Source organism: Georgenia deserti (assembly GCF_042680605.1).
Classification (GTDB): Bacteria; Actinomycetota; Actinomycetes; order Actinomycetales; family Actinomycetaceae; genus Allobogoriella; species Allobogoriella deserti.
Map to the genome: position 1 here is coordinate 214770 of NZ_JBHUEE010000004.1, position 13201 is coordinate 227970.

13 protein-coding genes and 1 tRNA gene are annotated in these 13201 nt (G+C 70.9%); 6 read left to right on the forward strand and 8 right to left on the reverse strand.

What is annotated here, in order from left to right; genetic code table 11:
• The first annotated feature begins 71 nt into the window (after positions 1 to 71).
• Positions 72 to 665 (forward strand): LysE/ArgO family amino acid transporter, encoded by a 594-nt coding sequence (locus ACFSE6_RS09465; RefSeq protein ID WP_388005592.1) that lies wholly within the window; start codon positions 72 to 74, stop codon positions 663 to 665.
• 70 nt (positions 666 to 735) lie between these two features.
• Complete coding sequence (locus ACFSE6_RS09470) at positions 736 to 1671, forward strand: RecB family exonuclease (protein WP_388005595.1); 936 nt, start codon at positions 736 to 738, stop codon at positions 1669 to 1671.
• A gap of 10 nt (positions 1672 to 1681) precedes the next feature.
• Here the strand turns inward: ACFSE6_RS09470 and ACFSE6_RS09475 are convergent, their stop codons facing one another.
• Positions 1682 to 2494 (reverse strand): HAD family hydrolase, encoded by an 813-nt coding sequence (locus ACFSE6_RS09475; protein ID WP_388005598.1) that lies wholly within the window; start codon positions 2492 to 2494, stop codon positions 1682 to 1684.
• A 57-nt stretch (positions 2495 to 2551) separates the two neighbouring features.
• Between ACFSE6_RS09475 and ACFSE6_RS09480 the strand changes: the two genes are divergently transcribed.
• A complete protein-coding gene (locus tag ACFSE6_RS09480) occupies positions 2552 to 3484 on the forward strand; it encodes a PAC2 family protein (RefSeq protein WP_388005601.1) in 933 nt (310 codons plus the stop codon).
• 28 nt (positions 3485 to 3512) lie between these two features.
• On the opposite strand, the gene mshC is transcribed toward ACFSE6_RS09480, so the two are convergent.
• Complete coding sequence (mshC, locus tag ACFSE6_RS09485) at positions 3513 to 4781, reverse strand: cysteine--1-D-myo-inosityl 2-amino-2-deoxy-alpha-D-glucopyranoside ligase (protein ID WP_388005605.1); 1269 nt, start codon at positions 4779 to 4781, stop codon at positions 3513 to 3515.
• An 85-nt stretch (positions 4782 to 4866) separates the two neighbouring features.
• Positions 4867 to 5754 (reverse strand): undecaprenyl-diphosphate phosphatase, encoded by an 888-nt coding sequence (locus tag ACFSE6_RS09490; protein WP_388005608.1) that lies wholly within the window; start codon positions 5752 to 5754, stop codon positions 4867 to 4869.
• Between the two features lie 126 nt (positions 5755 to 5880).
• Here ACFSE6_RS09490 and ACFSE6_RS09495 point away from each other — a divergent pair, with 126 nt between their 5' ends.
• Complete coding sequence (locus ACFSE6_RS09495; protein WP_388005611.1) at positions 5881 to 6831, forward strand: aldo/keto reductase; 951 nt, start codon at positions 5881 to 5883, stop codon at positions 6829 to 6831.
• A 48-nt stretch (positions 6832 to 6879) separates the two neighbouring features.
• Here ACFSE6_RS09495 and ACFSE6_RS09500 read toward each other — a convergent pair whose 3' ends face one another.
• Positions 6880 to 7134, reverse strand: a complete 255-nt coding sequence (locus ACFSE6_RS09500) for a DNA primase (RefSeq protein ID WP_388005614.1) — start codon at positions 7132 to 7134, stop codon at positions 6880 to 6882.
• Between the two features lie 102 nt (positions 7135 to 7236).
• Between ACFSE6_RS09500 and ACFSE6_RS09505 the strand changes: the two genes are divergently transcribed.
• Positions 7237 to 7473 carry a DUF5703 family protein gene (locus tag ACFSE6_RS09505; protein ID WP_388005617.1) on the forward strand — a complete coding sequence of 79 codons (237 nt, stop codon included), beginning with the start codon at positions 7237 to 7239 and terminating at the stop codon, positions 7471 to 7473.
• A 4-nt stretch (positions 7474 to 7477) separates the two neighbouring features.
• Here ACFSE6_RS09505 and ACFSE6_RS09510 read toward each other — a convergent pair whose 3' ends face one another.
• From ACFSE6_RS09510 to ACFSE6_RS09525, 4 genes are all read right to left on the reverse strand, one after another.
• The gene (locus tag ACFSE6_RS09510) at positions 7478 to 8803 is read right to left on the reverse strand and encodes a M20/M25/M40 family metallo-hydrolase (RefSeq protein WP_388005620.1); all 1326 of its coding nucleotides are present in this window, start codon (positions 8801 to 8803) and stop codon (positions 7478 to 7480) included.
• A gap of 62 nt (positions 8804 to 8865) precedes the next feature.
• Complete coding sequence (locus tag ACFSE6_RS09515) at positions 8866 to 10983, reverse strand: M3 family metallopeptidase (protein ID WP_388005623.1); 2118 nt, start codon at positions 10981 to 10983, stop codon at positions 8866 to 8868.
• Between the two features lie 108 nt (positions 10984 to 11091).
• Positions 11092 to 11697, reverse strand: coding sequence for a hypothetical protein (locus ACFSE6_RS09520; RefSeq protein ID WP_388005626.1), 606 nt, complete (start codon positions 11695 to 11697; stop codon positions 11092 to 11094).
• Between the two features lie 46 nt (positions 11698 to 11743).
• A complete protein-coding gene (locus ACFSE6_RS09525; RefSeq protein WP_388005629.1) occupies positions 11744 to 12808 on the reverse strand; it encodes a GNAT family N-acetyltransferase in 1065 nt (354 codons plus the stop codon).
• A gap of 228 nt (positions 12809 to 13036) precedes the next feature.
• On the opposite strand from ACFSE6_RS09525, the gene ACFSE6_RS09530 reads away from it, so the two are divergent.
• A tRNA-Leu gene (locus tag ACFSE6_RS09530) sits at positions 13037 to 13122 on the forward strand.
• The last annotated feature ends 79 nt before the right edge of the window (positions 13123 to 13201 follow it).

A 13201-nucleotide genomic window follows, 5' to 3' on the forward strand; every position in this document is an offset into this window, starting at 1 on the left:
GAAGCGATGCTAATGACCCTTCAGAATCCTTCGCTTCACTTCATCGCCGGACTCCGCCTAGCGTCGTGGTTGTGCCCACCCTCGTGACCGGTCTGCTGACCGGGCTGTCGATCATCGTCGCCATCGGCGCGCAGAACGCCTACCTGCTGCGCCAGGGGCTGACACGCAACCACGTCGGCATCGTCGTCGGCATCTGTATCGCCTCCGACCTCCTGCTCGTCAACCTCGGCGTCGCGGGGGTCGGCACGCTCGTCAGCGACCACCCCGTCGCGGTCTCGGTGGTGCGCTGGCTCGGCGTGGCGTATCTGGCCGGGTACGGACTGATGTCACTGTGGCGGGCACGGCGTCCGGGCAGCCTCGAGGCGACCGACGGCCACCGGTCGAGCCGTCGCACGGTCGCGACCACGACGCTCGCCCTGACCTACCTCAACCCGCACCTGTACCTCGACATCCTGCTGCTCGGGTCCATCGCCGCCACCCACGGCGCGGCGCGGTGGTGGTTCTCGGCCGGTGTGTGCCTGGCCAGCGCCCTCTGGTTCTCCGTGGTCGGCCTGGGTGCCCACGCCGCCGCCCCGGTGCTCGCCCGCCCGGCGACGTGGCGGATCCTGGACGTGCTCATCGGCGCGGTGATGCTGCTGCTCGCGGCCCGCCTCGCGCTGGGCTGACGGCCGCCGGGGGCGAAGCGCCGAGCGTCGGTGCACGGCCACGTCAGTGGGGCGATTTACGGTGGCGGCCATGACGGACACGGTGATCGAGCGGGAGGCGGCGGGCCCGGACGTCGCCGCGGTGGAGACGACCGACGAGAGCCCGGGGACCACGCCCGGCGCCGCAGCAGGTGGCACCCAGGAGCGCCGCCGCGCCGCGATCTCGCCGTCCCGGGCCAAGGACTTCCTGCAGTGCCCGTTGCTGTTCCGGTTCCGCGCGATCGACCGTCTGCCCGAACCGCCGAGCCAGGCGGCGGTCAAGGGATCGCTCGTCCACAGCGTCCTCGAGCGACTCTTCGACCTGCCCGCCAGCGGCCGCACGGAGGAGGCTGCGCAGGGCATGCTCGACCCGCAGTGGCAGGAACTGCAGCAGGACCGACCGGACGTGACCGGCATGTTCACCGGGCCGGACGAGCTCGGCGCCTGGTTGGCGGAGGCGCGCAGCCTGCTCAGCCAGTACTTCCGGATGGAGAACCCCCGCCGACTGGAGCCGGCCGAGCGGGAGATGCTGGTCGAGACCGAACTCGCCTCCGGCATCCTGCTGCGCGGCTTCGTCGACCGCATGGACGTGGCCCCGACCGGCGCCGTCCGGGTCGTCGACTACAAGACCGGCAGGTCGCCGCATCCCAGCTACCAGGACAACGCGTTGTTCCAGATGCGGTTCTACGCGCTCATGCTGTGGCGGCTGCACGGAACGGTTCCCGCCCGCCTCCAGCTGGTGTTCCTGGGCGACGGTCGCATCCTGACGCACGACCCGTCCGAGGACGAACTGGTCGCTTTCGAACGCGACCTGGAGGCGCTGTGGCGGCGGATGGCCGAGGTCGCCCGAAGCGGACGTTTCCCGCACCAGCCGTCCCGGCTGTGCGCGTGGTGCTCGTTCCAGCAGTTCTGCCCGGCCTTCGGCGGCGAGCCGCCCGAGCTGCCGGCCGACGGCGTCACGCACCTGCTCGGCGTGCAGGCGGTCTGACCGCGTCAGGTCACTCGCTCGTGGTCTCGACCGTGTCGATCTCCCGGCCGGCCGCGATCTCCGCCAGGACGTCGAGAGACATCTGCTCGAGCGTGGCCAGGCGGCTCAGGCCGTCCTGCGGCTGCACCTCGACCATGAGCGGTACCACCACGGTCCGGGCACCCGCGGCGAGGGCGGATCCGACCCCGGGCGGCGAGTCCTCGATGGCGACGCACCGGGCGATCTCCACGCCGAGGCGTGCGGCGCCGGTCAGGTACGGCTCCGGATCCGGTTTACCCCGTGCAACCTCGTCACCACTGACGACGGCGGAGAAGGCTCCGGCCGGGGCGGCGTCCGCGACGGTGCGGGCGAACGGTCCGTAGGACATCGTCACCATCGCGCACGGCACGCCAGCGTCGCGCAGTGCCGTCAGCAGCTCACGGGCGCCGGCCCGCCAGGGCGCACCGTGCTGACGGATCTGGTCGAGCACGTTCCCCTGGAGCTGGTCGACGATGGACTCCGGGGTTCCGGGCACCCCGGTCTGCTCCTGGAACATGCGCGCACTGACCAGCAGTTCCTGACCCACGAGCTGGAGCGCCTGCTCGTGCGTCCAGGTGGCGCCGTGCTGCTCGGCCAGCCGATGCTCCGCGGCCATCCAGTACGGCTCCGACTCGATCAGGGTGCCGTCCATGTCCCACAGGACGGCGTCGGGCAGGCCCGCCGGGGCGGTCGGACGGTCGGCGTCGTGGTGTTCAAGGGCGGTGTTCAGGGCGTGCTCCAGCCAGCGGACGTCAGCGTTGTGCCTCGAGCCTAACGGGCTGCCGGACGGCCGCCTTGCGCCCACACCGGACCGGACGCCCGGCGTTCACGCCGTGGTCGCGTCGACGCCTACTGTGGCCTCATGACACCTGCGGACTCCAGCAGCTCGCCCGAGGCGTCCCCCGAGCCGTCCGGCCAGGAGCTGCCCCCGGCGCTCCTGCTCGCGGCCTTCGAAGGATGGAACGACGCCGGCGCCGCGGCGTCGCAGTCTCTCGAGCTCATCGCCGAGGCCTGGGACGCCGAGGTGGTCCATGAGCTGGACCCGCAGGACTACCACGACTTCCAGGTCACCCGACCGCATGTGGCAACCGAACCGGACGGCACCCGCACCTTGAGTTGGCCGAGCACGGCGATCTCGGTCGCCACCACGCCGATCGCCGGGCGACGGATCGTGCTGGTCCAGGGCATCGAGCCCTCGTTCCGGTGGCGCGACTACTGCGAGGAGATCCTCGACGTCACACGCGGGCTCGGCGTGGGGACGGTCGTGACGCTCGGCGCACTGCTGGCGGACGTCCCGCACTCACGACCCATCCCGGTCCAGGCCTCCTCCAGCGATCCTGAGGTCCAGGCGCTGCTGGACGTCGAACCCTCGGAGTACGAGGGGCCGTCCGGCATCGTCGGGGTGCTCGCCCACATGGCCGCCGAGCAGAACATGCACACGCTCAGCGTGTGGGCGGCGGTCCCGCACTACGTCTCGCAGCCACCGTCCCCGAAGGCGACCCTCGCGCTGATGCAGCGCCTGGAGGAGATCATCGGCGAACCGTTGCCGATCGGTGACCTGCCGGAGGACGCCCGGGCCTGGCAGGCCGGCGTGGACGAGCTGGCCGGCCAGGACCCCGACGTCGCGGAGTACATCCAGCAGCTCGAGGAGGTCAAGGACACCGCGGAGTTGCCCGAGGCCTCCGGTGAGGCGATCGCGAAGGAGTTCGAGAAGTACTTGCGCCGCCGTGACACCCGTGGGGACAAGGGCGACAAAGGCGGCCCGACGGCGCCTCCCGGACCGCCCGGACACTGAATCCGCCCTCGGGCGTCGCCCCGAGAACTCAGAGCGCGACGCCGAGCAGGGCGTCCACCGTCCGGCGAACCAGCTCGGGCGCCCCGTCGACACCGGATCCCTGGTCCGCCGACGCGGCATCGACCCACGCGTCGACGGCGGCCAGCGCCGCCGGTGCGTCGAGGTCGTCGGCCAGGGCCTGCCGGACACGGTCGAGGACCGGCTCGGCCGCCGGCCCGGAGGGCAGGCAGACGGCCTGGCGCCAACGCTCGAGCCGCTGCGTTGCGGCCGTGACGTCCGTGTCGCGGTACTCCCAGTCCGTGCGGTAGTGGTGCGCGAGGAGCAGGAGCCGCACCGCCATGGCGTCGGTGCCGTCGGCCACGAGCCGTGAGACGAACACGAGGTTCCCGCGCGACTTGCTCATCTTCTCGCCGTCGTAGGCGACGAGGCCGGCGTGGTTGTGCACCAGCACGGGTGTGGCGGTGTCCGTGAGCATGCGCAGATGCGACTCGCTCATCTCGTGGTGCGGGAAGACGAGGTCACGTCCTCCGCCCTGAACCTCCACGTCGCCGTCGAGGTAGGCGTGCGCGAAGCACGCACACTCCAGGTGCCAGCCTGGCCGGCCGTGGCCGAGACCGCCGCCGTCCCAGTCGGGTTCTCCGTCCCGGCTGCGCCGCCACAGCAGCGGGTCCAAGGGCTGACGTTTGCCCTCGCGGTCCGGATCGCCTCCGTTCTCGGCGAAGAGTCGTTCCATCTCGCCGGTCTCCAACCGGGCGGCGGTTCCGAACAGGGGGTCGGCGCTGACGTCGGCGTAGACGTCGCCCAGGTCTGGGGCGGCCCCGCCGGCGCCCTCCGGCAGTGCGACCCGGTAGGCGCTGCCCTGGTCGAGCATGTGCTCCACGGCGGCGGCGATCGGCCCGACCGACTCCACGACCCCGACGTAGGTGGTCGGCGGCAGTACCCGGAGGGTCTCCATGTCGCTGCGGAAAAGGTCGATCTGATCCGCGGCGATCCGCTCCCAGTCGGTGCCCGTCGCGCAGGCCCGTTCGAGCAACGGGTCGTCGATGTCGGTGACGTTCTGGACGTAGCGGACCTCGCGTCCGGCGTCGCGCCAGGCACGCACCAGCAGGTCGTAGGCGAGGTAGGTGTTGGCGTGCCCGAGGTGCGTCGCGTCGTACGGGGTGATGCCGCAGACGTAGAGGTGGGCCGGTCCGTCCGTGCGGGTCGCCAGCAGGCTCTCGGTAGCAGTGTCGAAGAGGTGGACGACGCCGCCGGTGCCGGGCAGCTGCGGGACGTCGGGAGCAGGCCAGGAACGCACGGGCCGACTCTAACCGCCGGACCGGCGGACGCCACACACGCGTCCGCGTCGGCGTCGCGGACCGGCGCGTGGCCCGGCGCGGGGGTCAGGGGGTGACGCCGACCGGTCCGGACGGCTCGGCGGGCACGGTGCCGGTGAGCAGCAGCACCGCCACCGCGACGGCGAGCACGATGCGGTAGATGACGAACGGTGCGTAGCTGTGGGTGGAGATGTAGCGCAGCAGCCACGCCGTCATGCTGTACCCGACAACGAAAGCGAGCACGGTGGCGATCGCGATGTACGCGCCCGGCACATCCGGCGCGCCCTCGGCGGGCTCGCCGACGATGACGTCGGAGAACAGCTTGTAGAACCCCGAGCCCATGACGGCCGGGATGGCCAGCAGGAAGGCGTAGCGGGCGGCTGCCTCGCGCGAGTAGCCCATGAGCAGACCGGCGGTGATGGTCCCGCCGGAACGTGAGACGCCCGGCACGAGGGCGAGCATCTGAGCGAAGCCGTAGAGAATCGCGTGCTTCCATGTCAGCCGGTCGAGGGTCAGTGTGCGACGTCCGTAGATGTCGGCAAGGCCGAGGAACACCGCGAAGATCAGTAGCATGGCCGCGGTGATCCACAGGTTGCGCAGGCCGTGGTCGATGGCGTCCTCGAACAGCAGGCCCGCGACGACGATCGGCACGGACCCGACGATGACGAACCAGCCCATGCGCGCGTCCGGGTCACTGGTCGGCACCTGCCGCTTCCACGGGCCCACGGGCAGGGACTGGAACCAGCGGGCGACGATCCGGACGATGTCCTTGCGGAAGTAGAGGACGACGGCGGTCTCGGTGCCGATCTGGGTGATCGCGGTGAACGCCGCGCCGGGGTCGCTCCCGCCCGGCAGGAGCTCTCCGACGATGCGGATGTGCGCGCTCGAGGAGATCGGGAGGAACTCTGTCAGGCCCTGCACCAGGCCGAGGATGATTGCTTCCCACCACGTCACGGGTCGCCACGATAAGCGACGAAGCTGGGACAGCCATCCGTCCCAGGGCGCAGACGACCGAGGTGTCGTATGCCACCGCGGTCGGACGCGGGACGACGGCACGGCCGCCACCAGTAGGTTGAGACCATGCAGCAGCGCAGGGTGGGCCGCACCGGGCTCCAGGTCTCCAGCATCGGGCTGGGCACCATGACCTGGGGACGGGACACCGACGAGCACGACGCGGGCGAACAGCTCGAGACCTTTCTCGACGCCGGTGGCTCGCTGGTCGACACCGCTGCCCGCTACGGGGACGGGGCGGCGGAGGCGTTGCTCGGCCACCTCATGGGCACCGTGGTGGACCGGCGCGACCTCGTGCTGGCATCCAAAGCGGGCGTGCGCGACGGGGCACCCGATGCCTCGCGGCGCCGGTTGCTGGACGACCTGGACGGGACGCTGGACCGGCTGGGCACCGACCATCTCGACCTGTTCCTCGTCGAGCGGCCGGACCCGGCGACGCCGGTGCAGGAGACGGTCGCCGCCCTGTCCGAGGCCGTCCGCAGTGGCCGCACCCGCTACGTGGGCCTGGCGAATCATCCGGCGTGGACCACGGCGCAGGCGGCCACGCTGCTCGGGGCTGCCCCCGGCCTGGCCGCCGTGGAGATGGAGTACTCACTCCTCCAACGGGGCGTCGAACGCGAGGTGATCCCGGCCGCGGCGGCCCTCGGCGTCGGCGTGCTGGCCTGGTCGCCGCTCGGTCGTGGTGTGCTGACCGGGAAGTACCGTTCGACCATTCCGGCGAGCTCGCGGGCGGCGTCGCCGCACCTGCGCGGGTTCGTCGAGCCGTACCTCAACGACCGTGCGCACGGCGTGGTCGAAGCTGTCACGACGGCGGCCAACGGCCTGGAGCGGGCACCGGTCGAGGTGGCGCTGGCATGGGTACGGGACCGACCGGGCGTGGCCTCGGCGATCGTCGGTGCCCGCAATGCCGGCCAGCTCCACGGTGTGCTCACGGCCACGGACCTCGAGCTCCCGCGCCCGATCCGCGACGTTCTCGACGAGGTCACCGCTCCGGCGATCGGCTATCCCGAGCAGATCTGAGCCTGGGCCGTCCCGCCCGGCCGCGACGACGCGTGTGGCTGCGAAGAGCTACCGCTCGTCGTCGTAGTCGAACTCCTCGTCGTCCTCGTCGTCATCCTCATCGTCGGTGTAGATGTCGAAGGGCGTGTCGACTCCGTGCGAGGTGAACAACGCGTCGTCGTAGGTGTCGAACGCGTCCATGAGGGTGTTCGCCGCGGAGATGACGCCCGGTGCGTCGCTGTCACGCGCAGCGACGACCGCGTCGTAGTGTGCTTCGAACGCAGCGATGAGTCGGTCGAGCGCGGCCCGCGGGTCGTTTGCCATGGGACGAGGGTAGCGTCCCCGCCCCGGCCGCACAGCCCGGCCCTGACCTGCGTGGACGCCGTCGATTTGGGTCAGTCTCACGACGAGGGGGAGCATAAGGGGATGCCGGGTCAGAACCAACGGACCGCCACCAAGCGCGGCCGCCGCGCATCGGCCGCCTACTACGAGTACCGCACCGTCACGCTCCCCAAGAACGTCAGCCGGGGTGACGTGCGCCAGCTCCTCACCGACGAGGCCGAGTACGGCCGGTGGGAGCTCGCACGGACCAGGCTGTACGTGGGCGGGACCCGGAAGGTGTGGCTGCGCCGGAAGGCGATGCGAGTCGAAGCCACGCTCTGAGGACTCAACAGGTTCGCACGAGCCGTTCCAGGACTCGCACGCCGAACCGGAGCGCGTCGACCGGAACGCGTTCGTCCACACCGTGGAACATCCCGGCGAAGTCCAGGTCCGGCGGGAGCCGGAGCGGGGCGAAGCCGTAGCCGGCGATGCCGAGGCGGTGCAGCGACTTGTTGTCGGTGCCACCGGAGAGCATGTAGGGCAGCACGCGGGCGCCGGGGTCCTCGGCGTCGATGGCCGCGACCATGGCGTCGACCAGTGTGCCGGAGAAGGGCACCTCCAGGCCGGTGTCCCGGTGGATGTCCTCGATGCGTACGTCCGGACCGGCGAGGCGGCGCAGCGTCTCCATGACCTCGTGCTCGTCCCCCGGGATAAGGCGGACGTCGAGAGCGCCGGTCGCCTGACCGGGGATGACGTTGGCCTTGTATCCGGCCTCGAGCTGCGTGGGGTTGGCGCCCGTGCGCAGCGTCGCACCCACGAACTTCTTCGCCGGTCCGAGCGCGTCGACCAGCGACTCGATCGTGGAGATGTCCTCGGGGTCGTAGCTGGTGCCGGTCAGCTCCGCCACGCCGTCGAGGAGCTGGGTCACGGTCTTGGTCAGCCGGAGGGGCCAGGCATGCTCCCCGATGCGGTGCACGGCACCGGCGAGAGCGGTGACGGCGTTGTCCGTGTTGACCTGGGAACCGTGGCCGGCGGTGCCGTCGGCGACGAGCCGGAGCCAGGCGAGGCCCTTCTCGGCCGTCTGCAGCAGGTAGGTTCGCCGACCGTCGATGTCGACCGAGTAGCCACCCACCTCGCTGATCGCCTCACTGGCGCCCTCGAAGAGGTCGGGCCGGTTGCGGACCAGCCACTGGGCACCCAGCCTGCCGCCGTTCTCCTCGTCGGCGAACATGGCGACGATGAGGTCCCGGGGCGGGCGCCAGCCGGTCCGGCCCATGTCCCGCACGACGGCGAGGATCATCGCGTCCATGTCCTTCATGTCGACGGCGCCACGCCCCCACATGAGCCCGTCGCGCTCCTCGGCCGCGAAGGGATCGACGGACCAGTCGGCGGCGTTCGCGGGGACGACGTCGGTGTGCCCGTGCAGCACCAGCGCGGGACGCGTGGGCTCGGTACCGGGGATGCGCAGCACGACGCTGGAGCGGCGGGGCACGCTCTCGATGAGCTCCGGGGCGAAGCCGACCTCGGTCAGCCGTGCCATGACGTACTCGGCCGCGTCCCGCTCGCCCGGGCCCGAGTTGTCACCGTAGTTCGAGGTGTCGATACGGATGAGGTCGCGACAGAGGTCGACGACCTCGTCCTCGGGCCGGATCGCGGCAGGCGGAGACGTCATGTCGGGCAGGGTACCGACCCGCCGCGGTGCGCAGCTCGGCTGTGCCGGACGGCGGCGGGCCGTCAGTCCTTAAGGCCCCGGCGGGTGAGCAACGGCTCGATCCGGGCGTCGCGTCCGCGAAGGTCACGGAAGGACTGGAGCGGGTCCTGCGCATTGCCGCGAGAGAGCAGCTTGGCACGGAACGCGGTCCCCGCCATCCGGTTCAGACCACCGTCACCGGCGATGTCCCCTTCCGTCGTGAACCACTCGACAGTGTCCGCGTCGAGCACCTCGGACCAGATGTAGGAGTAGTAGCCGGCGTCGTAGCCGCCGCCGAACGTGTGGTTGAAGTAACTGGAGCGGTACCGCGGCGGCACCAGGTCGAACGCGACGCCGGCCGCCTCCAGGGCGCTCCGCTCGAAAGCAGCGACCTCCTCCGGCTCCGTGGGCACGTCCTCCGGGGCGAGCTGGTGCCAGGCCTGGTCGAGCAGCGCCGCACCGAGGTACTCCGTGGTGGCGAAGCCCTCGCCGTACTCGGCGGCCGCGAGGACCTGGCGCAGCAGCTCGGCGGGCATGGGTTCACCGGTGACGTGGTGGCGAGCGAACCGTTCGACGACGGCGGGGTTGGCCATCCACATCTCGTTGACCTGGGACGGGTACTCCACGAAGTCGCGCGGGACGGACGTACCGGACAGGCTCGGGTAGTGCACGTCCGAGAAGAGTCCGTGCAGCGCGTGGCCGAACTCGTGGAAGCACGTGCGGACCTCGTCCCAGGTGAGCAGGGTGGGCTCGCCGTCGGGCGGCCGGGTGATGTTGAGGTTGTTGACCACCACGGGGCGTTGCCCGAGCAGGTGGGACTGGTCCGCGAGGTGATGCATCCACGCCCCGCCTCGCTTGCCGGCGCGGGCGTAGAAGTCGCCGAGGAAAAGCCCGAGACCGGTGCCGTCCTCCTCCGTGACCTCCCACACGCGCACCCCGTCGGCGTAGCCCGCGAGGTCGGCGCGTTCGTGGAGGGTGATGCCGTAGAGCTCGTGGGCGGCGTAGAAGACACCGTCGGTGAGGACCTGGTTGAGCTCGAGGTACGGCTGGAGGACCGCGTCGTCGACGTCGTAGCGCTCCTTGCGGAGCTTCTCGGCGTAGAAGGCCCAGTCCGCGGCGCGAAGCTCCGCCCCTGCGCCGTCGCGCACCAGCATGTCCTGCAGCTCTACGGCTTCCTGCCGGGCGTTGCGAACGGCAGGTGCGGCGAGCCGGCCGAGCATCTCGTTGATGGCGGTGACGGTCTTGGCCGTGGCGTCCTCGGCGACGTAGGCGGCGTGCGTGTCATATCCGAGCAGCCGGGCCCGCTCGGCGCGCAGCCGCGCCGTCTCGAGCAGGATGGCCCGGGTGTCCGACGCCTCGTCGACGCCGCTCCCCCGCCGTTCGGAGGCCTCGAGAAGCTGGCGGCGCAGTTCGCGGTCCTCGAGGCGGGCGAGCAGCGGCTGCTGGGTGGGCAGTCGCAGCGGGATGAGGTGTGCCGCGTCAGCGTTGTTCTCCGCAGCGTTGCGGGCCAGTCCGGCCACGGTGTTCTCGTCGAGCGGGGCCAGCCGGTCACCATCGTCGACCGGAACGGCTCCGGCCTCCATCGCCTTGACCACGCGCTGGCCGAACTCCGTCTCGAGCGTCACGAGGCGGGCGTTGAGTTCCTTGAGTCGTTCGGTCTCCTCCGGTCCGAGTCGGATGCCGGCGCGGAGGAAGTTCTTGCGGTACTCGGCGAGCAGCCAACTCGTCTCCGGATCGAGGTCGACGAGTGCCTCGGCGTTGGCCAGCGACTCGATGCGGGCGAAGATCCGGTGATCGAGCCACAAAGCGTCCTGGTGGGCCGCGAGCTGCGGGGCGATCTCGCTCTCGATCTCGTGGATCTCGTCCGTGCCGACCGACGAGGCGAGCGTGTGGAAGACGGCGAGCACGCGGCGGAGCAACTGGCCCGAACGTTCGAGGGCTTCGAGCGTGTTGGCGACGTCGGGCAGATCCGGGTCGGTGGCCACCGCCTCCCATTCCGCCCGCTGGGCGGCGAGCCCGGCGGCGATGGCCGGGCGGAGGTGCTCGGTGCGTACGGCGGCGAAGTCGGGCAGACCGTAGGGCAGGTCCCACGGCTGCGCGAACGGGTTCGCGGGATCGAGCTCGGTCGAACCCGTGCCCGTGGTGGGCGTGGTCTCAGGCATGCGCGCCATTGTGCAATGCCCTGGGCGGACGGCGCTGCGGACGTCGCCGACCCCGGGTGCGAGCCCCGCCGAGCCGGGTGTGCTCGACGGGGCACGCGGGTCACGGGGTCAGAACCCGCGGCACTGGCCCTCCTTGTTGCCCTGGACGACGTTGTTGGCACCGACCGGGCGCGGCGTATTGGACTTGCACTGCAGGTTGCCGCCGACGCGGTTGCCGTAGACGGCGAACTTGCCGCCGTCGTTGTTGGTGAACAGCTGGATGTCGCCGTCGGTACGGGTGCGGCGGACCTCGCCGCCACCGCCCTGCTTGAACTGGATGTTGCCACCGACCGTAGTCCTGCTGAGCCGGCCGTCGGCGAGCGTGCGAGGCAGGATCCGCACGCGCTTGTGGTTGTCGGCCTGGATGTTGCCGTCAACCTTGATGCCGCGCGCGACCAGCGTGGCGTTGGCGTAGACCTTCACGTTGCCGTCCACCCTCGTACCGACGAGGGTGCAGGTGGCGCCGCGGGGAACGTAGATGTCTCCATCGATGGAGGCGGTGCGAATGGTGCCGGTGCATCGGCGATCATCGGCATAGGCTGGCGCCGAGACTGTGACAGCGAGGCCGGCCGCCACGGCGAGCGTGGCGAGCAGGGCGGGGATTCTGGACATGGGCGGTGCTCCCGGTGCTTGAGAGGGATCGAGCATGACGGGAGAAGTCTCGAGCCCGTCCATGAACCCCGGATGAGCGGAATGTGAGAAAGCTCTCATCCTCGCAGGGTCAGGCGCGGGCTCGGTACCCATGGCTCGCGAGCACCTGCGTGATGTCCGGCGGGAAGTAGCCGGGGCCCTTGAGGACCTTGCCGTCCTCGCGATAGATCGGCTTGCCGTCGTCGCCGAACTTGGACAGGTTGGAGGCCTGGATCTCGGCGAGGACATCGGCCAGCGGGATGCCGCACTCCAGGGCCATGCCGTAGACGACATAGACAAGGTCGCCGAGTGCGTCGGCCGCCTCGACGGTGTCGCGGGTGCCGTCATCAGCGGCGACGGCACGGGTGAAGGCTGCGGACATCTCGGCGCCCGCCTGCTCGCCGTAGACCGCCTCGACGAGCTCGGCGAGTTCCTCGGCGACGAGTGCCATACGCATGTGGATCCGGTCGCGGTCGACCTCCGGGGCGTCGGTGACCACCGGGAGGGCGTAGGTCTCGTGGAACTGGCGCACCAACGCCTCCGGGTCACGCGGCGACGGTGCGGCGGTCGCGGTCGCGGTGACCGGGTCTGCCGGTCCGTCCCACGGGGCGGCAGGCTCGCGCGGGTCGTCTCGGCGGATCGTGCCGATCCACCCGTCCTGCCAGGTGCCGCGGCTCGCGACGAGCCCGCGCACCGTGCCCTCCTTCCGGAAGCCGTGCCGCCACGCCACGCGCCAGGACGCCCAGTTCCCCACGCCCGCCTTCCACTCGAGCAGGTCGAGACCGAGGTCGCCGAAGGCGTCGTCGAGCACCAGCCCGACCGCGCGGCTCATCACGCCCGAACCGCGTGCCTCGGGGGCCAGCCAGTAGCCGAGCTCGCCCTTGCCGTGGGCGACGTCGGAGATGCCGATCATGCCGACCAGGCGCGTGACGCCGTCGTCCGTGACGCGGACCGCCCACGTGGGCGAGCCGCTCTGCCAGCCGTCGCGGACGACGTTCTCGACGAACCCGACCGCGTCCTCGCGGCGGTACGGGCTCGGGATCGTGGTCCACCGTTGAATGTCCGGGTCCTGGCAGATCTCGGTGATGCGGTCGACGTCGTCCTCGGTGGGCGCGGAGAGCAGGAGGTCACCGGACGACAGCTCGTAGGGCTCCATGACCTCCGACCGTAATGCGTCCCGCCGCCGTCGAGAGACGAGCTGGGGCACGGGCCAGGTAGGCAAGCCGCCGCCGACCGTGCCCGACCGCTACACCGGCCTTGTGGGGTCGCTCACGAACGGCGTGCGGCGCCCGCGTGACGGTCGAACGGCGCCGCTCGCGCGTGCTACATTCTTTCGCGTTGCTCAGCCAGGTCGGGCCTGGTCCGGCCGGGCGAGGAACCACTTGTCCGGGTGGCGGAATTGGCAGACGCGCTAGCTTGAGGTGCTAGTGCCCGTTATAGGGCGTGGGGGTTCAAGTCCCCCCTCGGACACCGACTCTCTTCGACATCAACAGCCCGGGCCGTACGTGCTCGGGCTTTGTCGTTACGCGGCGCCAGGTCATGACCTTCC